Here is a 22286-nt window from a genome sequence, read left to right as displayed (position 1 = left end):
CCAGCTCCGTGGTAGATCATTTTCATATGTCGAGTGCCCCATGGGGCGGTGAAACGGGGTGGCGATCGATCTGTGATCTGCCCAGGTCCCGCTCGACGGTGTCAGGATCGGTGCCGATGCGCCGGGCGGACGCGTCGGTGACCTCGGTCAGGCCGTTTGGTCGATCAGGGTGACCGTCGGTGGCCTCGCCCGTCGTGGCGAGTCCTCGGAGCGTGCCGATCCCCACGGTGACGGGTTCCTGGACGCCCACGGAGACGATCAGGATTCGCAGCGAGACACGCACGAGGTCGAGCAGGTCGACGAGGGCCGCCTGGCGCTGCGCCGGCGGCTCGGCCCCGGGCAGCTGCACCATGGCGTTCATGGCGCCAAGGACCCGGTGACGTCGATCCGTACGTCGGGGCGGGCCATGGACAGCGTGGACGCGGCGTGATGGCCCGGCGCACGACCGCTACCAGTAGTGCCGACGTCCACCGACGGCGTGCCCCACCGATCCCAGGATCCACAGAATGATGCCGACGACGACCAGGATGATCCCGATGGTCCACAGGATGCCGAGGCCGGCCACCAAGCCGACAACGAGGAGAATGACTCCGAGGACAATCATGGGGGCCTCCGATGTGAGCCAGGTTCCCCCTCCTCTCAGGATAGCTCCGTCCGATCCCGTGGTGGTGACGTCGCAGGTCGGCAGCACTCTTCGCCCCCCGGGGGCCGGTGAGACCGCGCCCAGGCCGTGACCGGGGCCGATCCGCACCGACACCCTCAGTTCCGGGGCAACAGGGTTCCCAGTGGCCCGAGGTCGAGATTGAGATCCTCCGGACGCACTCCGTGCTGCTCGCAGAGTTCTGTCATCCGCTGGTCGAGCAGCATCAACGTGGTACCGATCTCTTCAGTCTGTTCATCGCTGAGATCGCCCTGCTCGACACGGCGAATCGCCTGGCGCTCCATAAGCTGCCGGAGGAGTTCGACCACGGTGAGAACCAAGGTGACGAGGTCACGTCCCACCTGGTCGGAGTCCAGATCGAGCCGGGAGCCGGTCACAGCGGGCCTCCATCCGCCCAGGGCGCCGGGACGCGTTCACTGACGGACGACAGCAGGGCATGGAGCGACAGTCGTACCAGCGGAACGTCGGCGATGGCGATGACCAGGTCGCCGCTGATCACTACGCCGGTCGCCAGGACACGGTCCAGCAGGTCGACGAGCGGCACCCCGATGGGACCATCCAGGGGCCCGGGGTTGTCCCAGGGCACCACGTCATGCGTCACGGTCTACACCTCGCCGACGAATGAATAGGGCACCCACGGCCCTGACAGTTCGATCTGCGCCCCGGTCCGTTCCCCCAGCACCTGTGCCAGCAGGGTGAGCTCGTCGGCGCGGTGTTCTGCCACCAGATAGGTCGCGTTGAGGACCTGGACCCGCTGTTCCCCGGAAGGCTGGGGGCCATGCAGCCGCAGCCTTCGGGACGCTGTGGCGAGGCTGCGGACCTCGGCATCCACTGCTTCCGCAGCCTGCAGCGCCTCGTCCTGACGCCGCTCGCGGCGCAGCTGCGCGCCCCGCTTGCGGTCCAGGTAGGCGAGGCCGGCTCCGGGCGCCGGGCGAGACCGGTCGGTCGGCGTGGTGCCGCGGTTCGCATCGTCCTGCGGGCAGGGCGGCGCGTACACCTTCACGCCCCATTCGACGTGGTGCGCAATGCGTTTGAGAGCTGCGTGGAACCGGTCCGCCTCGTTGGCCAGCGTGTCCCGCGCGCTCTCCTCACTCTGGTAGAGCGTGGCCATCGGCAGGGGAACCGTGGGGCAGCATGCGGCGGCCGCGGAGACGACATCGTGGTGGGCGCGTGCGTATCGCTCCAGTTCCCGCTGGTCGCTCAGGCGTGCCTGCAAGGCTTCGTTGGTGAAGTCGCGTGCTCGGACGGTCTGGACGATCGCTGTCAGTGTCTCCAGCGGCGTCTCCAGCGGCAGTGTGCTCACAGGCGCCTCGTCGGTGACACCTGGCAGCCCGGCAACGGCTGACGGGTCCGGGTTCCGGCAGACAGCGAACACATAGGTGGCGTTGGCGTCCGAACGCTCAGGGCCGCGCTCCGTCATGTGCCTCGGTTCTCCTCAGTCCTGGCGGGGGGTATCGCTGCGGGGTCACCGCTTGGGCAACGCGTCCTTCGTGTGGGTTTCGAGCGCCTCCAACCGCTCACGCAAGGCGCGGTTCTCTTCCTGCAGAGCGCTGCGGGAAGCGCGCGAGCTGAGTGCCGGATCGGTTTCCCACCAGTCGATTCCGGCCTTCTTCGCGGTATCCACAGACGCCACGAACAGGCGGAGCCGGATGGTGAGCAGCTCGATGTCAAGGAGGTCGATCTTGATATCCCCGGCGATCACGATCCCTTTGTCGAGAACGCGTTCGAGGATGTCGGCGAGGTTGGTGGTCTGGGGGCCGGAGACAGGATAGGACCTCTCCCGGAAGTCGACATCAGACACGCTGCCGCCTGTGTCCTCGTCGCTTCCCGGACGCGGATGCGTCCTCGTCCTCTTCGTCGTCCTCCGCCTCCTCCTCCGCTTCTTCCTCTTCCTCTCCCTCTCCCTCGTCCTCGTCCTCGTCCTCGTAGGCGCCTTCCGGTTCGCCTTCGTCCTCCGCCTCCTCGTCCTCCTCGTCCTCCTCGTCCTCCTCGTCCTCGTAGGCGCCTTCGGCTTCGTCTTCGTCCTCGTGTGCGGAATCGGCGCCGCCCCCTGCATCACCTTCGCCTGCACCCTCGGGCTCCTCGCCTTCGGATTCCTCCTGCTCGGCCTCCTCTTCCTCCATGGCGTCCTCGTGGGACACGACGACTTCACCGTCACGGATTTCACCGCGCCAGCCCTCGGGTTCCTCCTCGGTGAGGGTGACGTACCGCTGGAAGTTCTTGAAGTCCAGCCGCATGCGGCGCCCTTGGGCTCGCCACAGGTTGCCCGTCTTCTCGAAGAACCCGGCCGGGTAGTACTCCACGACCAGAACGATGCGAGTCAAGGTGGGCGCCAGTTCATGGAAGCTGACCGCGCCGCGGGTGGTTCCCTTGGCGCCTTCGGAGGTCCAGACGATCCGGTCGTCGGGAATCTGTTCCTGAACGGTCGCTTTGAAACTGCGTGAGGAAGGGCCGACCTTGACCTTCCAGTCGCTCCCCATCTCGTCGCTCTTCGAGACGCCTTGAACGCCCTTCGCGAAGCTGCTGAACTGGTCGTACTGCGTCCAGTAGTCGTAAGCGTCGCGCAGCGGAACCCCCACATCCAAGACCTCGATGATGTTCATGACCTTGCCGCCGCCGGATTTACGTTTCCCTTTCCCCCCACCGAAGGCTTCCTTGGCCTTCCCCACGACGCTGTCCTTGACGCCCTTGGCCTTTTCCGAAACGAATGCCTTCAGCGGGGAGTCGCCCTTGAGGATGCGGGAGCCGATCGCGGGAAGCGAGCCACCGTTCTCGGCCGCGTCCGAAAGCTTTCCGGTGACGTCGGTGAGTTTGTCACCCGCCTTCTCGGCGAGATTCTCCACTTGTGCGGTGAGGAAGTTGGACAGCTCTTCGCGGAGCCGGTCCATACCCGATGCTTCCTCTGTCTCCGTGGGCTGGTCTGTCTCCGTCTTGGTCATGACCGGCTACCTCCGACGATCGGCGCGCTTGGACGCTGCTCGCTTCGACGACGTCGTCTTCCTGGCCGCGGACTTCTTGGCGGGAGCGGACTTCTTCGCCGCCGTCTTCTTGGCGGGAGCGGACTTCTTCGCCGCCGTCTTCCTCGCGGGAGCGGCCTTCTTGGCGGGCGCCTTCCTTGCCGCCGTCTTCTTGGCGGGAGCGGACTTCTTCGCAGCCGTCTTCCTGGCCGGCTCAGCCTTCCGCGGCGCGGACTTGGCCGTCCGAGCCCTCTTCTCCCCTTGGGCGGAAGCAGCCTTCTTGCGTGCGGCCGGTGAGGGTGCCCTGCGGGACCGAGCCGATCGCGGAGCACCACGGCGCCGCTGCTGCGGTGCCTCTTCCTGCTCTACCTCTTCTTCTTCGCCCTCGCCCTCATCCTCGTATTCGTCCTCCGGCTGGTCCTCCTCCTCTTCCTCGGCCTGGTCCTCTTCATACTCGGCCTCAGGCTCTTCCTCCTCCGGCTCTTCCTCGTCCTCTTCCTCCTCCGGCTCTCCCTCCTCCGGCTCTTCCTCGTCCTCTTCCTCGTACTCCGCTTCCTCGTCTTCCGGCGCGTTCTCCTCCTCGTCCTCGTCCGCCTTCTCTCCGAGCCGGGCCGTGCGGTCGCTGATGGCGTCGGCAAGCGTGCTCATGCCCCGGTCGGCAGCGGCAGTCACCGCCTTGCGGCCCGCTTCGAGGACTTCCCCTCGCAGCTGCTCCTGCAGCTCGGCAATCTGCGGAATCTCCCCCAGCCTGCGCATCCCTTCGGCCGCGAGCTGACGAGGTTCAAGGCCGAATCGCCGACCAGCCAGATAGGTCGCGACGGACAGGGCAAGCCGGCCCTTCTTCGTCCGGCCCAGCACATAGCCACCCACTACAGCGGCTGCGAGCGTCACCTTTTCCTTGTCATCCATGAGTGCGTCACCTTCGATCGTTCGGCGCAGGGCAGACCCGCGTGGCATGCAGACGGTCGAGCAGCCGCTCCTCTTCGCGTTCGAACTCCTCCAGACTGATGTCTCCGTCTTCGAATTCACGGTTCAGCAGAGCCAGTTGGGCACGGAGCACTTCGGGGTCGTGCAACTCGCGCTCAGCCGCGTCATCGAGTTTCTCCGCCACCCAGATCACGCCGCGGACCGGTGCGATGGGGAGCGTGAGCAGTCCAGTGATCAGTCCCATGTCAGACTCCGGCGGTCCGCGCATGAGCGCCTTCAGCGGAGACGAAGCTGTAGCAGGGCAACGGGCCCGCGAGACGCAGGTCGACACGTTCGCGGTGCGTCTCGGCGAATTGCTCTGCCACGCTTCGGAAGTCGTCGCTGTCGCCGCGACCGACGAGGAACGACATGTTCAGCACACATCCCTGAACTCTGGGCCCCGAGGCAACCGCGCGGGCCCTGGGTGTGAGCTCGTTCAACAGTCTCCGACCGGCGTCGGCGGCCCTGCCCTCCAGAGCGACCGCCACCGCTTCACCCAGTCGGAGGTTGGCTTCGTAACCGGGCCGGCGACGCGCCTCGTCCCGCAGCCGTAGCAGTTTCCTGTCGTCCGCGACGAGGCTTCTCAGGGCGTTCTGGGCCGGGAACGCCTTGACGTTGACCTCGATCCCGTCGGAGAGATGTTCCAGGGCAACCATGTGAGCCGCCTCGCCGGCTGCCAACTGCCCCCGCACCGTCTTCTCGTCCGGTGCGACCATCCCGAACCGCATGGGCAGAACGGGACCCTGCTCCGAAAGGCGCATCAACAGATTCTGGTGCGCCAGAAGATCGCGCCGTCTGGCACGGAGCTTCGGGGGAGCCTCACTGACGACGGCGGCGACCCGCCCGTGCCGGATGGTCCGGAGCGGGGCGGCCGGGCTGCCCACGCCGCCCATGTCCGTCGGCACAGGGCTCCCCGCCCGGATGATCGCGTAGACGTACACACCGTCGGCTGTCACGACTCATGCCTCCACGGGTCGTCGTCGGCTCGTACCGCCACGGGTGGGAGCACGCCGCTTCCTCGGCCTTTCCTGCTGCGCTTCCTCGTCGTCCTCAGGCTCGTCGGAGTCGTCGTCGTCACGGACCCCGACCGCCTTGCGCACGGTGTCGCCCACGTTCTCCGCGGCCTTGCGGACCTTGCGCTTACCGATGGACTTGGCAGCCCTTCCGCTGAACAGCTCGGGAACGGTGGTGCTGCTGGGGTCACGCTCCAGGTCCAGTCGGTTGCACGCCTCGGCGAACCTCAGGTACGTGTCCACACTCGCCACGACGATGCGCGCGTCTATCTTGAGGATCTCGATGCCGACCAGGGAGACCCGGACGAACACGTCGATCACCATGCCCCGATCAAGGATGAGTTCCAGTACGTCGTACAACGTGCCGGCGCGCGGTGGGCAGGCCACTACCTCATCGGAGTAGGTGGTCGCGGGCATGGGGCGTCCTTTCGCTGGTCAGGCAATCCTGGGATCACTCATCGGCGGAACCTCGCCGATAGCGGCGGACCCTGCAGTACTCCAGGAGTTCGCCGTCCTGATCGAGCTGCACCTCGTACGAGGCGAGGAGGCTCGTCGTGTCCGGAATCCGGGGCAGCTCAAGGACGTCCACGACGACGCACCAACCTTCGTCGAGACGTCTCACCGCTGATACGCCCTCCGTGGGATGGTCGATCAGCCCCTCCAGGCTCCGGCAGGCAGCACGCGCGGCATGTTCCGCTCCCCGCACGGATGCCGTGCGGCGAGCTGCTGTCGTCGAGGATTTCCCGGCGCGCGGCCGACGTTCTTCTGCCATGAATACAAGTCTGATCGGTATCGGATGACGCGCACCTTGAGCGGACCAGACGGGCGCACATGCCGGGACGCCCTGCTGCCCCCCGATCGATCCCTCGGTGAGGTCGCGGATGACCGCGCTCAAGCCTCCACAGGTCTTCGAGGCCGAGCCGCGGCGTCGCCGCCATCTCGACGGCGTGCGCGCCGAAGCGGCCCACGCGCGCTCCCGACCGGCCCGCTGACTGGATGATCCCGATACTCCACAGGAGGGAGGTACAAGCCGGGTTTCCCCTCATGCGAGGGTAGGTCGGACCGCATATGGTCCCGCGTCAGTGGCGTCGAAAGCCGCACGGGCGATCGACCACGCCATGCGAACCGAGGGCACCCGGCCCGGCACGGCCACCACCCCATCGACCCAGCGAGAGAAGCGAGTGGCCGCTCCGGTGGCGCAGGGCGACCAGCAACCAGCAACCAGCAACCAGCAACCAGCAACCAGCAACCAGCGAATCGTCTCCGCACTGTCGCCCTCCGCGCGCACGGTGGAGTTCCGCGACAAGAACATCCTGGCCAAGCCGGCCTTCGGACGCCGGGCCCGGATCGTGCGATGCCTGGCGTGCCCCGGCAAGGGCGACGACGCGCCGCCACGCGTCGGGGGCAGCGCCACCGGTGGCGTTGACGACGTGGCGCTCCGTGGCGCCCCGATCGACCCCACGCTCAAGGCGGCCACGCCCGAGGCGGTTTCCTCCGTCTACTGGGAGCTGCACACCACCAAACGCGACCAGGGCGAGATCGTCTACAGGGGCTGAGGACGCGTCGGCCCCCGCGTCGGCCTTCGGTCGAGGCATCCGCTCCGGTACGACAGGGGCACGGCGCATGGCTGGTCACAGCAGACGGCGGCGTCACAGCAGATGGAGTTCGCGGGCGCGGCGTACGGCGTCGTTGCGGCGGTTGACGGCCAGTTTCCGGAAGACGCTCTTGAGGTGGGTCTTGACGGTGTTCACCGACACGCACAGGTCGGCGGCGATCTCGTCGGTCGACATCATCCGGTCCAGGCGCCGCAGTACATCGCGCTCGCGTCCGCTCAGGTCCTCCACCACCGGTGGCCGGTCCTCGGAACCGGGTGCCCCGGGGTGCGGGGCGGGGCCCGGGGTGAGCCAGCCTGCCGCGAGCCCCTTCAACGGAGGGGTGTCGAGGACGGGTCGGAGCCATCCGCCGGCTTCGGCGAAGGGACGGCGCAGCCGCTCGCGCCGGGCCTCGTGGAGGGCCTGGGCGACGAGCCGGCGCACGGCGGCCCGGTCTCCCGCCGCATGTGCGGCCTCCGCGCGGACCAGCAGGGCCCGTACGGTCACCGCGGGCCCGGTACGGCTCTCGGGCAGCACCCCGTCCAGCAGGTCGAGCGCGGCGAGGGGCGTGCCCGCGGCCAGCCGGGCCCGTGCCTCCCCCACGGCGCAGACCGGCTGGCGGCCGGGTACGGCGTGCAGCAGTGCGGCGGCCTCCTCGGGCCGGCCCCGGGCGAGGTGGACGGCGGAGGCGACCAGGGCGGTGTGTCCCCGCGCCCAGGGCGAGGCCACGTCGGCGACCACGGCCGGTTCGACGGCCGCCAGGGCTCCGCGCGTGTCCCCGCGGGCCAGCAGCAGACGGGCGGTGGCGATGGCCCGGCCGGCCTCGGTGACCGGATCCCGCATGGTGGGAGGGGCGTCCGCCACGGCGTCGAGGTGGGCGCGGGCCAGCAGCAGTTCGTCGCGGTCGACGGCGACCGCGGCCAGGACCAGCCGTGCGATGCCGAAGCCGGAGGGCCGCGGCAGGCTGTACCGCTCGGAGAGGGTCAGCGCCGCCATGGCCTTGCGTTCGGCTCTGCCGAGCCAGCCGTTCAGATAGTCGATGAGGGCCAGCCGCCCGAGACAGTCCTCGCGAGGCAGTGCCGTCGACGCGTCCCCGGAGCCGTCGGCGACCAGGGCCAGCGCGGCGCGTGCCTCCTCGAAGCGCCCGGCCCACAGTCGCGTCGAGCCCAGGTGGGCCAGGAGCAGGGCCGTGAGTTCGGGGTGCGCGTCCAGAAGGTGGTCGGGGACCTGTTCGCGCAGTCTCTCGGCCGTCCCGGCCACCAGCTCCGCCCTGCCCGGTGAGCCGGTCAGCCGGGCGGCCAGCGCCTCCAGCAGCAGACAGCTCAGCCGGGCCGCCGCCGGACCGGGTTCGCCCTCGCCCCTGTCCTCCTCCCCCGCCAGTCCCCGCTCCGCGTGCCGCAGGTGGCTCAGGCCCCGGTCGAGTTCGCACCGGGAGAGTTCACGGGCCGCCCGTACGAGGTGCGCGGCGGGGCTCGTCGCCTCGGGGCCCATGTGGGAGAACAGCTCGGTCAGGTCGTCGGAGCGCAGCCCCGTGAACAGCTGGCCGATGGCGAGGTCGTCGACGAGGGCTCCGGCCGTGAACTCCCAGTCGCCTGCGGCGGCCCCGTGTCCGAGCGCCTCGGCGAGCAGTCCCGAGCGGCGCAGCCAGTCGGCGGCGCGCCGGTGGAGCACGGGTTCCAGGCCGGGCCGGCGCATCCGCAGATGGGCACGGAGGATCTCCCCGAACAGCGGGTGGAGCCGGTACCAGGCGTGCCCGAGGTCCTCGACGAACGCGTTCCCGCGGTGCAGCTCCGCCAGGATGGCGGCGGCGTCCCCGCGTTCCGTCAGCGCGTCCGCCAGCTCGGGGCGGATCCGCTCCAGGACGCTGACCCGCAGGAGGAGATCCTGTGTCTCGGGGGTCTGCCGCTGGAGCACCTCCGCGAGCAGGAAGTCGGCGACGGCGGTGCGTTCGGCCTCGAACCGCTTCAGATACGTCTCCGGGTCCGGGCTCTCCCGCGCGGCGAGCGCGCTCAGCCGCAGACCGGCCGCCCAGCCCCGGGTGCGTTCCACGAGCGCCCGCGCGACCGGCACCGTGAGCCGCAGGCCGTGCAGGTCCAGCAGGACGGAAGCCTCCTCGGGCGTGAAGGCCAGCTCGGCGTTCCTGATCTCCGTCAGGTCGCCTGCCGTCCGGTGGCGGTGCAGGGGCAGCAACGGTTCGGTGCGGGTGACGAGAATCAGACGCAGGCCGCCCGCCGCGTGGTGGAGCGTGAACTCCAGCTGGTCCGCTATCTCCGGGTCGGTCACCCGGTCGAACTCGTCGAGCACCATGATCACGGGCCGCTCCCGGCCGCCCAGCTCCGCGGCGAGCCTCGTCAGCAGCGTACGGTCGACACGGCCGGCGTCGGCCGGGCAGCCGATCTCGGGCGACAGGGGCACACCGGCGGCGCGCAGTGCCTGCAGGACGTACGCCCAGAACATGCCGGGGCCCTGGTCCCCGGCCTCGGTGGTGAGCCAGGCGATCGGCGGCTCCCGCCGCGCGGCCCAGTCGGCGACCAGCAGGGTCTTGCCGGCGCCGGCGGCCCCGTTGACCACGGTCAGCGGCGTGGTCAGGGCCCGGTCGAGGTGGTCGACCAGGCGGCCCCGCCGGAGGAAGGTGGTGGGCCTGGCCGGTACGGCGAACCGGGTGCGCAGGAAAGGGTCGCCCCGGGGGTCGGCGCACGGGGGCACGAACCCCGAACCGCTCTCCCCGGACCTTGCCATGGTTTCCACCACCACCGGCCGTCGGAACTTGGGCAGCGCTTTTTGTCCACAACAGCATCCCAGTGTTCCCTCGCGACCGCGCGCCACGTCGTGCGAGCCGCCTCGCGGCCCCCGCCCACCGACGACGCCACGGTGGCCGCACGAGACGTACGGCCGCGGACGGGCTCCCGTCAGTGCGACTCCCGGCTCACCTCGGAGCCGCTGGAGCCGATGAGGAAGTCGAGGTCGGCTCCGGTGTCGGCCTGCAGGACATGGTCGACGTAGAGGCGTTCCCAGCCGCGCCGGGGTGCGGCGAAGCCGTCGACCGTGGCCCGGCTCGGCTCGCGGCGGGCTAGTTCTTCGGCGGGTACGTCGACGTCGATGCGGCGGGCCTCGACGTCGAGGGTGATGAGGTCGCCGGTGCGGACGAGGGCGAGGGGGCCGCCGGCGGCGGCCTCCGGGGCGACGTGCAGGACGACCGTGCCGTACGCGGTGCCGCTCATCCGGCCGTCGCAGACACGGACCATGTCCCGGACGCCCTGTTCGAGGAGCTTCTTCGGCAGCGGCATGTTGGAGACCTCGGGCATGCCCGGATAGCCCTTGGGGCCGCAGCCGCGCAGGACGAGGACGGAGTCGGCGTCGACGTCGAGGCCGGGGTCGTCGATGCGGGCGTGGAAGTCCTCGACGGAGTCGAAGACGACGGCCCGGCCCTGGTGCCGGAGCAGGTGCGGAGAGGCGGCGGCCGGTTTGACGAGGGCGCCGTCGGGGGCGAGGTTGCCGCGCAGCACGGCGATGCCGCCCTCGGCGACCAGCGGTTCGGCGCGCGGGCGGATGACCTCGGCGTCCCAGATGGGGGTCTCGTCGAGGAAGGCGACCAGCGGTTCGCCGGTGACGGTCAGCGCCTCGGGGTCGAGCAGGTCACGGACCTCCCGTAGGACGGCGAGCAGCCCGCCGGCGCGGTGGAGGTCCTCCATCAGGAAGCGGCCGGCCGGCTGGAGGTCCACCAGGACCGGCACCCGGGAGCCGATCCGGTCGAAGTCGTCGAGCGACAGCTCGACGCCCAGCCGGCCGGCGATGGCGAGGAGATGGACGACGGCGTTGGTGGAACCCCCGATCGCGGCCAGCGCCACGATGGCGTTGTGGAAGGAGGCCCTGGTCAGGAAGGTGCCCGGCCGCCGGTCGGCGCCCACCATGTCCACGGCCAGCCGGCCGGTCCGGTGCGCGGCCGCCAACAGCCGGCTGTCGGGTGCGGGTGTCCCCGCCACGCCGGGGAGCACCGTGCCCAGCGCCTCGGCGACCAGCGCCATCGTCGACGCCGTCCCCATCGTGTTGCAGTGCCCCCGGCTGCGGATCATCGACGACTCGGAGCGGGTGAACTGCTCCTGGGAGAGCGTGCCCGCCCGCACCTCCTCCGACAGCTGCCACACCCCGGTGCCGCAGCCCAGCAGGCCACCGCGGAAGGTGCCGTTGAGCATCGGCCCGCCGGGGACCACGACCGCCGGGAGGTCCACCGACGCGGCGGCCATCAGCAGCGACGGGATCGTCTTGTCGCAGCCCCCGAGCAGTACGACGCCGTCGATGGGGTTCGCGCGCAGCATCTCCTCCGTGGCCATCGCGGCCATGTTCCGCCAGAGCATCGCGGTGGGCCGCACGTTCGTCTCGCCCAGCGACACCACCGGCAGGTCCAGCGGGATGCCGCCGGCCTCGTACACACCGTTGCGCACCGAGGCCGCCACCTCGTCCAGGTGGGCGTTGCAGGGGGTCAGATCGGAGGCGGTGTTGGCGATGGCGATCTGCGGCCGGCCGGTGAAGGCGTCGTCCGGCACGCCCCGCCGCATCCACGCCCGGTGGATGTAGGCGTTGCGGTCCTGTCCCCCGTACCACTGCGCACTGCGGAGCGTCACGCCGAGCCCCTTCCGATTATCGGTACGGCGGTCTACAGTCCGGAACGCGATGAAGCATACGCAGCCGTACGAAGGATCGACAGACCTCGGTGAGGACGACCCGACGGGCGCCGTGAGCAGCCGGCTCGTGGGGTCGGACCGGGTGCTGGCGGTCCTCAGGGAACTGGCCCGGTACCCCGACGGGGTGGGTCTCGACGAGCTGACACGGGTGATCGGCAGCCCCAAGCCGACCGTGCACCGGGCGCTCGGCGCGCTGCGCCGGGCCGGGCTCGCGGACCAGGACGCGCGCGGCCGCTACGGGCTCGGCGACGAGTTCCTGCGCATGGCCTTCGCCCATCACGAGGCGCGGCCCGAGCACATCCGGGTCCGGCCGGTGCTCGAAGCGCTGGCGCACCGGTTCGGCGAGACCGCGCACTACGCGGTGCTCGACGGTCACGAGGTCGTGTACCGGGCCAAGGTCGATCCGCCCGCGGGCGCCGTCCGGCTGACGTCGACGATCGGCGGCCGTAACCCCGCCCACACCACCGCCGTCGGAAGAGTGCTGCTCAGCGGGAGGCTGGGCACCCCGGAGGAGGTCGAGACGTGGCTCGGCGGCGCGCCCCCGGCAGGTCGTACGCCCTGGGCGCCGCGCGCGGCGGCCGAACTGCACCGCGCGCTGGACTCCACCCGTGCACGCGGCTACGGCGTGGACGACCAGGAGACCGATCCCGGGGTCAACTGCCTCGCCCTGCCCGTGTTCCTCACCTCGCCGACGGCCCCGTCCGGAGCGGTGAGCGTCAGCGCGCTGGCCTACCGGACGCCCCTGACGGCGCTGGTCGCCGCGCTGGACGAGATCCGCGCGCTCCTCGGTCGCCTCGGTGAGCCGCACCGGTGACCCACGAGCCTCGACAGCAACCCGCCCCGGTCCTGGAGACAGAGCTGTGAACCTCATGCGCGCGTTCGTCCTCACCGCCCCCGGCGCGTACGAGGTCCAGGAGCTCCCGGCACCGGTGGCCGGGCCCGGCGAGGTCGTGGTCGACGTCGAGCGGGTCGGGGTGTGCGGCACCGACATGGAGTTCTTCACCGGCACGATGGCCTACCTGCACCAGGGGCACGCCGCGTACCCGATGCGGCTCGGCCACGAGTGGGCGGGGCGGGTGTCGGCGGCCGGCGACGGTGTCGACCCGGGCTGGGTCGGCCGACGCGTCATGGGCGACACGATGCTCGGCTGCGGCGGCTGCCGCCGCTGTCTGCGGGGCGACCAGCATGTGTGCGAGCGGCGCCGGGAGGTCGGCATCCGCGGGGGCCGTGCGGGAGCGCTGGCCGAGCGGCTGGCCGTACCGGTCTCCTCCCTGCACGGCCTGCCCGACTCGGTGGACGCCGTGCTCGGCGCGCTCGTGGAGCCGGGAGGCAACGCCCTGCGCGCCGCGGAGGCCGCCGCGACCCGTGCGGGGGACCGCGCGCTGGTCCTGGGGCCGGGGACGATCGGGCTGCTGGTCGCGCTGTTCCTGCGGGCCGCCGGCACGGAGGTGCACCTCATGGGCCGGACCGAGGACTCGCTCGCCTTCGCCCGGAGCCTGGGCTTCCCGCACACCTGGACGGAGGAATCCGTCCCGGACCTGCCCTTCGACGCGGTCCTCGACGCGACGAACGCCGCCGAACTGCCGGGGGTCGCGGTGGAGTTGGTGGAGCCCGGCGGACGGGTCGTGTACATCGGGCTGGCCGCCGAACCCAGCCGGATCGACACCCGCGCGCTCGTCCTCAAGGACGTCACGGCCGTCGGCGTCCTCTCCGCCTCCCCCGGCCTGGACGCGACGATCCGCGCGTACGCCACCGGCACGGTCGACCCCCGCCCGCTCGTCGCCGCCACGGTGAGCCTCGACGAGGCCGGCCCGGTCCTCGCCGGTGAACGTCCGGCCGGGGCGGGCCCCGGCCCGAAGATCCACGTCGACCCCGCGCCACGAGCGCGCTGACCCCGCCCGGCCGACCCTTCGGGACCGGGCGCGGCGGCCTCGGCAGAGCCTGCGCACCGGCGCCGCCTCCCCGGACGGTCGGGCCGAGCGCACGCGCCGGCGCGATCGGCTCGCCGGGCACTCGCCAAGGGTGATCGGCGGGCCCTGCCTCTCCGGATCGGCGGGGCGCCTGCCGTCCCGGACCGGGCCCGGCTTACCGTACGGGGAGATCACGATCTGCCCGGGAGTCCGCATGGCCGGTAGTCGCCGGAAGAGGTCCGCCGGGGCCGTCGATGCCTTCGACGCCATCGAGCCGCCCCGCAACGCCGAACTGATCCTCGGCGTGCTGGCGGTGACGGCCCTGGTGGAGGCGCTCGGTGTGCTGTCGCGATCCGAGGTGTGGCTCCTCGGACTGCTGGTGTTCCTGCCGGGGACGGCGTCGGCGCTGTGCACGGTCCGGCAGACGGCGTTCGTCGCCGCGTGGACCACGCTCGTCGTCACCACCACGGCCGTGGTGCGCAACGTCGACGCGGACCGCTGGCTCGACCGGCTCCTGCTGGTGCTGCTGACCCTCACCCTGGGCGTCGCCTCGGTGTACGCCTGTCACCGGCGGATCAGGCGTGAGGCGGAGATGTTCCGGCTGCGTTCCACGGCCGCGGCCATGCAGCGGCACATCCTGCACCCCCTCCCCCTGCTGACCGACGACGTCCTGGTCAACGGCGTGTACGAGCCCCTCCAGGAGGACCGCCTCGTCGGCGGCGACATCTACGACGTCGTCGCCTCGTCCTGGGGGACCCGGGTGCTGATCGGCGACGTGCAGGGCAAGGGCCTGGCCGCCGTGGGCGCCGCGTTCGCCGTCATCGGCGCCTTCCGTGAGGCGGCCCACCGCGAGCCCACGCTCACCGCGCTCGCCGACGCCCTGGACGCGGCCGTGGTCCGCCACAACTCCTACGCCGAGAACACCGGCGACGACGAGCGCTTCGTCACCGCCCTCGTGATCGGCGTCGACGCGCTCACCGAGGAGGCGCAGGCCGTCAACTGCGGGCACATCCCCCCGCATGTCGTGCACGAGGGCAGGGTCATCACCGCCGAACTGGACTCCGGTGTCCCGCTCGGTCTGGCCGAGCTGGCGCTCGAACCCACCACCGTGGGCTGGTTCCCCTTCCCGGAGGGCGCCACGCTGGTGCTGAGCACCGACGGTCTCACCGAGACCCGTGCCGCCGACGGCTCGTTCTATCCGGTCGACGAACGCCTCGCGGAGCACCTCGCCCTCTCCCCCACCGACCTGCCCCGGGCCCTGTACGAGGACGCCCGCGCGTACGCGGGCAGCGGCGGCCCGCACGACGACGTCGCCGTCCTGACGGTCCGCCGGTCACCACGTCGCTGAACGAGCACCGAAAAGGATTTCCGCAGCAGGGATGGGCGCGAGTGACGCCTGCGTGTCCTGAATTTGCTCGGTCCCGGAACTCGCCTCTCTCCCGGCTCCCTTGACACTTCAACAGGGCGCTCCTACGTTGCGAAAACGTTTCAGGTCGTTTTCCGCACCCCCCGGTTCACGCGCACATGTTGTCAACGGGACAGGGAGCATCCGATGAGAAGACCGCACGTCCTCCTGCCACGACGCCGACGCACGAGGTGTCTCCTCGTCGCCCTGGCCCTGGCGGCATGTTCCGTCGTCGCCGCTCCCCCGGCCGCCGCGGCGCAGACCATCGGGTACCCCGGCTTCAGCGGGCCCGCGATCCCGGCACCGCCCGTCGCGCACACGCCCGGCGACATGATGAAGGCCATCTACGACGCGGAGAGTTCGGGCACCGACTTCTGGATGGACCGTCTGCTGGCCCGCTCCGGCAACGACCCCGCCGGGCCCTGGCTGATGAGCCGCGGCCGGGCGTTCTTCATGAAGGAGCACAACCCCGCCCAGCTCGGTTTCGGCGGCAGGGCGGCCTACTGGGAGAGCATCGACGACCGCGCTGCCTACACCGTGGCGGTCACCCCGGGCACCTTCACCGAGCAGGTCGCCCAGCGCCGGCAGACGCCCAGCCACTGGAAGAGCGTGCACACCAGCGGCTCGATCACCATCGACCAGACGAAGTTCGTCACCGACGGCAACGTCGCCGTGACCAACCTGGCCATCAAGAACAACGGCTCCGCCTCCACGACGCTCCGGTTACGGGCGACCTCGCCGTACGCCACCTCCGGCACCGGCAGCGAACTGACCGGCCAGGTCAACGCCTACAACAACCTCACGACCCTCCGCCCCCGCCTCACCGGCGACGGTTTCGCCGTCACCGGCGGCGGCCTCGACCGGTCCGTGACGATCGCGGCCGGTGCCACGGTGACGGCCAAGGTGGTCATGGGTTTCGTCACCGACGAGATCCCGCAGTCGCTGACCGAGTACAACGCCTACGCGGGCTACTCGCCCCCGACCGCGTTCGCCACCCACGTCAAGGCCTACAACCTGTGGTGGGCGCAGAACGTGCCGTACATCGACGTGCCCGAGCCGGCCATCAAGAAGAACATCTACTACCGCTGGTGGCTGATGCGCTTCAACAGCCTCGACGCGGACATCCCCGGGCAGACCTTCCAGTTCCCGACCTCCACCGAGGGCGTCCTCGGCTACAACAACGCGATCGCGCTCACCCAGCCGATGCACATCGACGACCTCAAGTACCTGCGCAACCCGGCCTACGCGTACGGGGACTGGCTGAGTGTGGGGCAGACCTCCAAGAACGGCCGTTTCCTCGACAATCCCGGTGACCCGGAGAACTGGTCCAACAGCTACACGCAGTACATCGCCGAGGCGGCCTGGAAGAGCTACCAGATCCACGGCGGCCAGCCGGGCATCGCGGGGAACCTGGCCCGCTACGCCGAGGGCGACATCAAGGGACAGCTCGCGCACTACGACCACGACGGCAACAAGCTCATCGAGTACGACTGGGGCGCCCTGACCGGCAACGACGCCGACGCGGTCTCCTTCCACTGGAAGCCCGGCACCATGGACCGCGCCGAGTCCGCCTACCAGTACAGCGGCGCCCTCGCCGCCGCCCAGGCCTACGAGGCGACCGGCAACACGGCCAAGGCCGGCGAGATGCGTACGCTCGCGAGCCAGATCAAGGACGCGATCGTCGACGTCCTGTGGAACCCGAACCGGCAGCTGTTCGAGCACCGGCTCAAGTCGACGAACGAGTGGGTGCCCTGGAAGGAGATCAACAACTACTACCCCTTCTCGGTCGGAGCCGTCCCGAACACCGCCACGTACCGGCAGGCGCTGCGGCTCTACGACGACCCGGCGCAGTACCCGATCTTCCCCTTCTACACCGCCAACCAGGTCGACAAGAAGGCGGCGGCCGACGCCGGGGAGCCGGGCTCCAACAACTTCTCCACGATCAACTCGACCGTGCAGTTCCGGCTGTACTCGTCGGTGCTGCGCAACTACCCCAACTCCTGGATGAACGCGGCCGACTACAAGAAGCTCCTCTACTGAACACCTGGGCGCAGTACGTCGGCGGCAACACCCAGTGGCCGGACGCCAACGAGTTCTGGGCGGACTGGAACGGCACCAGCGTCAACTACCGCTCCTGGATCCACCACAACATCCTCGGCAGCAGCAACTGGACCGTCATCGAGGACGTCGCCGGGCTGCGTCCGCGCAACGACGCGAAGGTCGAGCTGTCACCCATCGACATCGGCTGGAGCCACTTCACCGTCAACAACCTCCGCTACCGGGGCGCCGACCTGTCCGTCGTCTGGGACGACCCGGCAGACAGCGTGGTGCGCTACCCCGGCATTCCCGAGGGCTACTCGGTCTACGTCGACGGCGACCGCGTCGCCACCGTCAGCTCGCTGGTGCCCCTGACCTGGGACCCGGCGACGGGGGACGTCACCACGAGCGGCATGGTCAGCCATCACGTGGCCAAGTCCGGCCTGAAGGCCCCCAACCAGGTCGTGCAGGACAGCCCGCAGATGGTCGACATGCTCGCCAAGGCCGGCGTCGACCTGACCGCGGACCTCACCAACCTCGCCGCCGGCGCGACCGCGACCGCCTCCCACACCGGCTCCGGCAGCACGGTGGCCGGCGCGGTCGACGGCTACCCCACCAACGAACCGTTCTGGGGCGCGGGCGGCTCGGCCAACAGCCAGGACTGGTACGAGCTGAACTTCGGCACCGCGCGCACCCTCAACGAGGTCCGGCTGCACTTCAAGGACAGCCGCCCGGCGAGCACCACCTACCGGGCGCCCTCGGCGTACACCGTCCAGTACCACAACGGCAGTTCCTGGGTGAACGTCCCCGACCAGACGAAGAGTCCGGCGGCGCCACGGGCCAACTACAACCGGGTGCAGTTCCCCTCGCTCAGTGCCCAGCGCATACGCGTGCTGGCCACCAACGCCTCCGGGGCGAAGACGGGCCTGACCGAGGTCAAGGTCTTCAACCGGGGCGGGGTCCAGCCGCCGGGCAACCTGGCCGTGTCGGCCACGGCGTCGGCGTCGTACACCTCGTCCTGGGAGAGCGTCGCCGCCGTCAACGACGGGGTAGATCCGCCGTCGTCCAACGACACCGTGAACCCTCGCTGGGGGACCTGGCCGGAGACGGGCCGGCAGTGGGCGGAGCTGACCTGGCCGTCCGCGAAGACCCTGAACAAGGCCGACGTGTACTTCTTCGACGACGACCAGGGCATCGACATGCCCGCCTCGTGGAAGCTCCAGTACTGGAACGGCAGCGGGTACGTCGACGTACCGGGAGCCGGGTCCTATCCCCTGGCCAAGAACCAGTACAACACCGTCACCTTCAACGCCACGAGCACCACCCGGCTACGGGTGCTGCTCACCGGCAACGGCACGAACTCCGTCGGACTCCTCGAAGCAAAGGTGTACGGACCGTGATCCGACCCAGACTCCTGTCCGCGTTCCTCGCATCGGTCTCCATGGCGGTCGCCTTCCTGGTGGCCCCGCAGCCCGCTGTCGCCGCCGTCGCCTTCAGCTCGACGGGGGTGAACCAGACCGGCGGCAACTGCCTGGAACTGCCGGGCGGTTCGTCGGCCAACGGCACACAGCTGCGGGCCTCCGCCTGCGCCGGCGGGGCGAACCAGAGCCTGTCCTTCACCCTGGTGACGGGGACGGCCGACGTCTACACGATCACCACCGGCTCCGGGCAGTGCGTCGATGTGTCCGGCGCCTCCACGGCGGACAACGCCGCCGTCATCCAATGGCCTTGTCACGGCGCGGCGAACCAGCGGTGGCGGCTGGCTCCGCTGTCGGTCGCCGGCACGGACAAGACCTTCAACCTGGTCTCCGTCGGCTCCGGCAAGTGCGTCACGCCGAGCGGCGGTTCGTCGGCCTCGGGCACCGTTCTGGTGCAGCTGCCGTGCGCCTCCGCGAACGGCCGGGTGTGGCGGCTGCCCGGCTTCACCGGCGGCGGCACGGCCCCGAAGACGTTCACCAACCCCCTCGCCCAGCGCGGCCCCGACCCCTGGCTGACCTACCACGACGGCTTCTACTACCTCGCCACCACGACCTGGAACTCGACGGTCACCATGCGCAGGTCGAGCACTCTGGCAGGGCTCGCCACCGCGAGCGAACAGGTGATCTTCAACCTGACCCGGCCCAACGGGGCGGGCACCATGTGGGCCCCGGAGTTCCACCTCCTGGACGGCCCGAACGGCAAGCGCTGGTACTTCTACTACACGGCCGGCCGGGAGCCGTTCGACCTGGGCACCCAGCGGATCCACGTCCTGGAGAGCGCCGGCCAGGACCCGATGGGCCCGTACAGCTTCAAGGCCGACCTGCTCGACCCGACGCAGGACAACACCTGGGAGCTGGACCCGGGCATCCTGCAACTCGACGGCAGGCTGTACCTGTTGGGCACGTTCTACAACGGCTCGCAGCCCATGTTCATCCGCCCGCTGTCGAACCCGTGGACCGCGAGCGGCACCCGGCGGGTGCTGTCCACCCCGACCTACGGCTGGGAGACGGTGGGCGGCGCGGTGAACGAGGGCGCCGAGGTCCTGCAGCGGGGCGGGAGGACGTTCATCGTCTACTCGGCCAGCCACTGCTCGACGCCCGACTACAAGCTCGGCATGCTCACCTACAACGGCGGCGACCCGCTCAGCTCATCCTCGTGGGTCAAGTCGCCGAACCCGGTGTTCCAGCGGTCCAACGCCAATGGCGTCTACGGCCCCGGTCACAACGGGTTCTTCAAGTCGCCCGACGGGACGGAGGACTGGATGGTCTACCACGCCAACAGCTCCGCCTCCGGGGGCTGCGACATGAACCGGTCGACCCGGGCGCAGAAGTTCACCTGGAACGCCGACGGCACCCCGAACTTCGGCACCCCGGCCTCCCTCGGCGTCACCTTGACCGCACCATCGGGCGAATAATCGTACCGTTTCCCCCCGATCGTCCCAAACCGCTTGCCCGGTGCGGGACCCCTGCCCATCCTTGAGCGGTGATTGATGAGCAGGCGCACACCGGACCCGACCTCCCGACGACACTGCGCAAGCTGGTCGACGAACTGGGCCGGGTCCGGGCGCTCGGGCTGCTGCGGCTGCACGAGGCGGAGCTGGAGACGCTGTCCGCGTGCGTCGCGGGCCGGCCGCCCGGCACGGATGTGGCGGCCGCTCCGGGCGACCGCGCACAGCCGGAGGCAGTCGAGCGCCTGCTGCACGCCGTGCTGCTGGGCCTCGACGGGGAGTTGCTGCGCGACGCGGCCCTGCACTCGTTCGGTTTCGCCCCCGGAACCCGCGATCTGTCGGGCAAGGAGCGCCGGGAGCGGGCGGCCCATGTCTACCGGGTGGGGGCGGAGCGGTTCCGCAAGCACCAGGAGAAGCTGATGCTCCAGCAGGTGGCCCGCGCCGTCCTGAACTTCGGGGGCCACGAGCCGATACCCGTCCCCCCGGACTCCCGGGAGGGGTCCGGGGACGGTGTCCGGGGGAGCGCCGTCGCCCCCGTCCGCGCGGGACGCCATGTGTTACGGACCGCGTTCTCCCACGGGGACGTCCTGCTCACCCTGCATGTGGCACCCATCGAGCTGGTGTCGGGGGTGGACGTCCTGGTCTCCTCGGAGAACATCTACTTCGAGATGTCGAAGACGTTCCGGCGCACGGTCTCCGGGAGCCTGCGGCGGGCGGGGGCCACCAAGGACGCCGTCGGACGGATCACGGACGATGTGATAGCCCGCCAACTCGCGGACTGGGTGCGGAATTTCGGGGTTCCCGGACTCCCCGTGGCGGCGGGCACGGTCGCCGTCACCTCGCCCGGGGCCCTGGCGGCGCAGGGGGTGCGGCGGATCCTGCACGCGGCGGTCGCCACACCCTCGGCGACCGGCGACGGGTACGAGACCGCGCCCGCGGCCGTCGCGGCGGCCGTGCGGCGCGTCTTCCAGCTGGCGGCGGCCGAACGGCGTTCGGGCCGCGTGCCGCTGCGGTCCGTCGCGCTCCCTCTGCTCGGTGCGGGCCGGGGCGGTCTCGACGCGCGGACCAGTGCCGAGACCGTCGTCGGAACGCTGGAGCAGGTGCTCAGGGACGACCCCGACTGGTCGGTGCATCTGGTGACGCGGAATCCGCTCAGTGCCCGTGCGGTGCTCGACGTGCTGAGCGACCGGCGGCCCTGAGATTCCGGTGCGCGCCGTACGACACGGAAGAGCACGGTATTCGAATTCGCTCGCCCCGTGGAACTCGAATACCGTGCTGTATTCCTGCCGCATTCCCCCGTCTTTCCCCGCGGCCTTTCGAGCAGAAGTATGCACGAGCGGCGGCCGGCATCGGAACCCGTTCCACCGATCCCCGGGGGAAATCCGGAAAGCTACCGGTTCCCGCCCGGAAAACACCCCGGACGGGGCCCTGCGAGCGAGGGCGCGGGCGGTGTCAGGACCCGATACCCGGCAGGTGTTCCACCGATCCGATCTCGACGTGGTACTCCCGCAGGGTCTCGGACAGCCAGCGCAGACCGTCCTCGTCGTCGAGGGCCCTCGGCGGCTCGTCGGTCACCGTGAGCAGGTCGCTCTCGGCGGCGGCGCCGAACAGGACCAGGGACTCGTGGGGGCCGTCCAGGCGCGAGCGCCAGACGAAGCCGTCCGCCCAGTTGGCCTCGGCCCGCAGCCAGTGCCCCCAGCGCCGGGTGAAGGCGTACTCCGTCGGATCGGACTCCACCAGCCACCAGTCGCTCTGCTGCACGGCGTTGAGGTGGAGAATGCTGCACAGGGAGACCAGCTCGACGTCACGGGTGAGCCGCACCTGGGACAGCAGCCTGCCCTCCAGTTCCTTCCGCGGCAGCACCCGGGAGTTGCCGAGGCCGTCGAAGCGCAGGGTGCGGACGAACTTCTCGATGATCGCGGTCTCGGGCCTGGGGGCGGCGTACAGATACGCGTAGGCGTCGTTCGGGGTGCTGTCGAAGCGGCCGCCGCCGAAGTGGTGGTCCTGCGGCTTCGGGTTGAAGCGGTCCGCCGCGCGGTGCCGCGCGTGCACCCGGTAGAACACCTCGCCCGCCCTGCGGACCACCTTGCGGGCGTCGGCCGTGCCCTTCTCGGGGAGTTTCGCTCCACGGGCCATG

24 protein-coding genes are annotated in these 22286 nt (G+C 70.4%); 8 read left to right on the top strand and 16 right to left on the bottom strand.

Features of this window, described 5'->3' with window-relative positions; genetic code table 11:
• Positions 1 to 22: 22 nt before the first annotated feature.
• The 12 genes from ACWCRJ_RS05160 to ACWCRJ_RS05105 all read right to left on the bottom strand — a co-directional run bounded on the left by ACWCRJ_RS05160 (position 23) and on the right by ACWCRJ_RS05105 (position 6369).
• Positions 23 to 361, bottom strand: coding sequence for a hypothetical protein (locus ACWCRJ_RS05160; protein WP_450937982.1), 339 nt, complete (start codon positions 359 to 361; stop codon positions 23 to 25).
• Between the two features lie 87 nt (positions 362 to 448).
• Positions 449 to 604 (bottom strand): DUF6131 family protein, encoded by a 156-nt coding sequence (locus ACWCRJ_RS05155; protein WP_450937981.1) that lies wholly within the window; start codon positions 602 to 604, stop codon positions 449 to 451.
• 155 nt (positions 605 to 759) lie between these two features.
• Positions 760 to 1038: a gas vesicle protein K gene (locus ACWCRJ_RS05150; RefSeq protein ID WP_450937980.1), complete on the bottom strand. Its 279-nt coding sequence runs from the start codon at positions 1036 to 1038 to the stop codon at positions 760 to 762.
• Positions 1035 to 1262, bottom strand: coding sequence for a gas vesicle protein (locus ACWCRJ_RS05145; protein WP_189713850.1), 228 nt, complete (start codon positions 1260 to 1262; stop codon positions 1035 to 1037). The genes ACWCRJ_RS05150 and ACWCRJ_RS05145 overlap by 4 nt, the downstream gene beginning before the upstream one ends.
• Positions 1263 to 1265: 3 nt before the next feature.
• The gene (locus ACWCRJ_RS05140; protein ID WP_450937979.1) at positions 1266 to 2081 is read right to left on the bottom strand and encodes a GvpL/GvpF family gas vesicle protein; all 816 of its coding nucleotides are present in this window, start codon (positions 2079 to 2081) and stop codon (positions 1266 to 1268) included.
• Between the two features lie 45 nt (positions 2082 to 2126).
• On the bottom strand, positions 2127 to 2462 hold the full coding sequence (locus ACWCRJ_RS05135; RefSeq protein WP_381193993.1) for a gas vesicle protein: 336 nt from the start codon (positions 2460 to 2462) through the stop codon (positions 2127 to 2129).
• On the bottom strand, positions 2455 to 3600 hold the full coding sequence (locus tag ACWCRJ_RS05130) for an SRPBCC family protein (RefSeq protein ID WP_450937978.1): 1146 nt from the start codon (positions 3598 to 3600) through the stop codon (positions 2455 to 2457). Before ACWCRJ_RS05130 ends, ACWCRJ_RS05135 begins: the two co-directional genes overlap by 8 nt.
• A 6-nt stretch (positions 3601 to 3606) precedes the next feature.
• Positions 3607 to 4527, bottom strand: coding sequence for a histone protein (locus ACWCRJ_RS05125; protein WP_450937977.1), 921 nt, complete (start codon positions 4525 to 4527; stop codon positions 3607 to 3609).
• Positions 4528 to 4534: 7 nt separating this feature from the next.
• Positions 4535 to 4789, bottom strand: a complete 255-nt coding sequence (locus tag ACWCRJ_RS05120; protein WP_381193985.1) for a gas vesicle protein GvpG — start codon at positions 4787 to 4789, stop codon at positions 4535 to 4537.
• A gap of 1 nt (position 4790) precedes the next feature.
• Positions 4791 to 5540: a GvpL/GvpF family gas vesicle protein gene (locus ACWCRJ_RS05115; RefSeq protein ID WP_450937976.1), complete on the bottom strand. Its 750-nt coding sequence runs from the start codon at positions 5538 to 5540 to the stop codon at positions 4791 to 4793.
• A 3-nt stretch (positions 5541 to 5543) separates the two neighbouring features.
• On the bottom strand, positions 5544 to 6014 hold the full coding sequence (gene gvpJ, locus ACWCRJ_RS05110; protein ID WP_450937975.1) for a gas vesicle protein GvpJ: 471 nt from the start codon (positions 6012 to 6014) through the stop codon (positions 5544 to 5546).
• 34 nt (positions 6015 to 6048) lie between these two features.
• Positions 6049 to 6369, bottom strand: coding sequence for a gas vesicle protein GvpO (locus ACWCRJ_RS05105; RefSeq protein WP_450937974.1), 321 nt, complete (start codon positions 6367 to 6369; stop codon positions 6049 to 6051).
• A gap of 310 nt (positions 6370 to 6679) precedes the next feature.
• Here ACWCRJ_RS05105 and ACWCRJ_RS05100 point away from each other — a divergent pair, with 310 nt between their 5' ends.
• The gene (locus ACWCRJ_RS05100; protein ID WP_450937973.1) at positions 6680 to 7153 is read left to right on the top strand and encodes a hypothetical protein; all 474 of its coding nucleotides are present in this window, start codon (positions 6680 to 6682) and stop codon (positions 7151 to 7153) included.
• Between the two features lie 93 nt (positions 7154 to 7246).
• Here ACWCRJ_RS05100 and ACWCRJ_RS05095 read toward each other — a convergent pair whose 3' ends face one another.
• Entirely contained in the window at positions 7247 to 9928 is a 2682-nt protein-coding gene (locus ACWCRJ_RS05095) for a LuxR C-terminal-related transcriptional regulator (protein ID WP_450937972.1), read from the bottom strand.
• A 170-nt stretch (positions 9929 to 10098) separates the two neighbouring features.
• Positions 10099 to 11811, bottom strand: a complete 1713-nt coding sequence (locus tag ACWCRJ_RS05090; protein ID WP_450937971.1) for an IlvD/Edd family dehydratase — start codon at positions 11809 to 11811, stop codon at positions 10099 to 10101.
• Positions 11812 to 11860: 49 nt separating this feature from the next.
• Between ACWCRJ_RS05090 and ACWCRJ_RS05085 the strand changes: the two genes are divergently transcribed.
• The 4 genes from ACWCRJ_RS05085 (at position 11861) to ACWCRJ_RS05070 (ending at position 17226) form a co-directional block, all read left to right on the top strand.
• Positions 11861 to 12685 (top strand): IclR family transcriptional regulator, encoded by an 825-nt coding sequence (locus ACWCRJ_RS05085; RefSeq protein ID WP_450937970.1) that lies wholly within the window; start codon positions 11861 to 11863, stop codon positions 12683 to 12685.
• 55 nt (positions 12686 to 12740) lie between these two features.
• Entirely contained in the window at positions 12741 to 13763 is a 1023-nt protein-coding gene (locus tag ACWCRJ_RS05080; RefSeq protein ID WP_450938158.1) for a zinc-dependent alcohol dehydrogenase, read from the top strand.
• Between the two features lie 232 nt (positions 13764 to 13995).
• Entirely contained in the window at positions 13996 to 15129 is a 1134-nt protein-coding gene (locus ACWCRJ_RS05075; protein ID WP_450937969.1) for a PP2C family protein-serine/threonine phosphatase, read from the top strand.
• Between the two features lie 204 nt (positions 15130 to 15333).
• Positions 15334 to 17226: an MGH1-like glycoside hydrolase domain-containing protein gene (locus ACWCRJ_RS05070; protein WP_450937968.1), complete on the top strand. Its 1893-nt coding sequence runs from the start codon at positions 15334 to 15336 to the stop codon at positions 17224 to 17226.
• 85 nt (positions 17227 to 17311) lie between these two features.
• Here ACWCRJ_RS05070 and ACWCRJ_RS05065 read toward each other — a convergent pair whose 3' ends face one another.
• On the bottom strand, positions 17312 to 17446 hold the full coding sequence (locus tag ACWCRJ_RS05065) for a hypothetical protein (RefSeq protein WP_450937967.1): 135 nt from the start codon (positions 17444 to 17446) through the stop codon (positions 17312 to 17314).
• 64 nt (positions 17447 to 17510) lie between these two features.
• On the opposite strand from ACWCRJ_RS05065, the gene ACWCRJ_RS05060 reads away from it, so the two are divergent.
• From ACWCRJ_RS05060 to ACWCRJ_RS05050, 3 genes are all read left to right on the top strand, one after another.
• Positions 17511 to 18623: a discoidin domain-containing protein gene (locus tag ACWCRJ_RS05060; protein WP_450937966.1), complete on the top strand. Its 1113-nt coding sequence runs from the start codon at positions 17511 to 17513 to the stop codon at positions 18621 to 18623.
• Complete coding sequence (locus ACWCRJ_RS05055; RefSeq protein ID WP_450937965.1) at positions 18620 to 20116, top strand: family 43 glycosylhydrolase; 1497 nt, start codon at positions 18620 to 18622, stop codon at positions 20114 to 20116. Before ACWCRJ_RS05060 ends, ACWCRJ_RS05055 begins: the two co-directional genes overlap by 4 nt.
• A 68-nt stretch (positions 20117 to 20184) precedes the next feature.
• Positions 20185 to 21348, top strand: a complete 1164-nt coding sequence (locus ACWCRJ_RS05050; protein WP_450937964.1) for a macro domain-containing protein — start codon at positions 20185 to 20187, stop codon at positions 21346 to 21348.
• A 253-nt stretch (positions 21349 to 21601) separates the two neighbouring features.
• Here ACWCRJ_RS05050 and ACWCRJ_RS05045 read toward each other — a convergent pair whose 3' ends face one another.
• A complete protein-coding gene (locus ACWCRJ_RS05045) occupies positions 21602 to 22285 on the bottom strand; it encodes an RES family NAD+ phosphorylase (protein ID WP_450937963.1) in 684 nt (227 codons plus the stop codon).
• Between the last annotated feature and the right edge of the window lies 1 nt (position 22286).

It is taken from the genome of Streptomyces sp. NPDC002324 (assembly GCF_053593335.1).
The sequence above is the reverse complement of the archived record's forward strand: the minus strand, read 5'-3'. Positions and strand labels throughout refer to the sequence as shown.

Excerpts from the sequence above, each read along its gene's own strand:
- ACWCRJ_RS05160 (WP_450937982.1), bottom strand. The coding sequence starts at position 361 with ATGAACGCCATGGTGCAGCTGCCCGGGGCCGAGCCGCCGGCGCAGCGC.
- ACWCRJ_RS05155 (WP_450937981.1), bottom strand. The coding sequence starts at position 604 with ATGATTGTCCTCGGAGTCATTCTCCTCGTTGTCGGCTTGGTGGCCGGC.
- ACWCRJ_RS05120 (WP_381193985.1), bottom strand. The coding sequence starts at position 4,789 with ATGGGACTGATCACTGGACTGCTCACGCTCCCCATCGCACCGGTCCGC.
- ACWCRJ_RS05105 (WP_450937974.1), bottom strand. The coding sequence starts at position 6,369 with ATGGCAGAAGAACGTCGGCCGCGCGCCGGGAAATCCTCGACGACAGCA.
- ACWCRJ_RS05125 (WP_450937977.1), bottom strand. The coding sequence starts at position 4,527 with ATGGATGACAAGGAAAAGGTGACGCTCGCAGCCGCTGTAGTGGGTGGC.
- ACWCRJ_RS05045 (WP_450937963.1), bottom strand. The coding sequence starts at position 22,285 with ATGGCCCGTGGAGCGAAACTCCCCGAGAAGGGCACGGCCGACGCCCGC.
- ACWCRJ_RS05095 (WP_450937972.1), bottom strand. The coding sequence starts at position 9,928 with ATGGCAAGGTCCGGGGAGAGCGGTTCGGGGTTCGTGCCCCCGTGCGCC.
- ACWCRJ_RS05070 (WP_450937968.1), top strand. The coding sequence starts at position 15,334 with ATGAGAAGACCGCACGTCCTCCTGCCACGACGCCGACGCACGAGGTGT.
- ACWCRJ_RS05085 (WP_450937970.1), top strand. The coding sequence starts at position 11,861 with ATGAAGCATACGCAGCCGTACGAAGGATCGACAGACCTCGGTGAGGAC.
- ACWCRJ_RS05075 (WP_450937969.1), top strand. The coding sequence starts at position 13,996 with ATGGCCGGTAGTCGCCGGAAGAGGTCCGCCGGGGCCGTCGATGCCTTC.
- ACWCRJ_RS05130 (WP_450937978.1), bottom strand. The coding sequence starts at position 3,600 with ATGACCAAGACGGAGACAGACCAGCCCACGGAGACAGAGGAAGCATCG.
- gvpJ (WP_450937975.1), bottom strand. The coding sequence starts at position 6,014 with ATGCCCGCGACCACCTACTCCGATGAGGTAGTGGCCTGCCCACCGCGC.
- ACWCRJ_RS05080 (WP_450938158.1), top strand. The coding sequence starts at position 12,741 with ATGCGCGCGTTCGTCCTCACCGCCCCCGGCGCGTACGAGGTCCAGGAG.
- ACWCRJ_RS05140 (WP_450937979.1), bottom strand. The coding sequence starts at position 2,081 with ATGACGGAGCGCGGCCCTGAGCGTTCGGACGCCAACGCCACCTATGTG.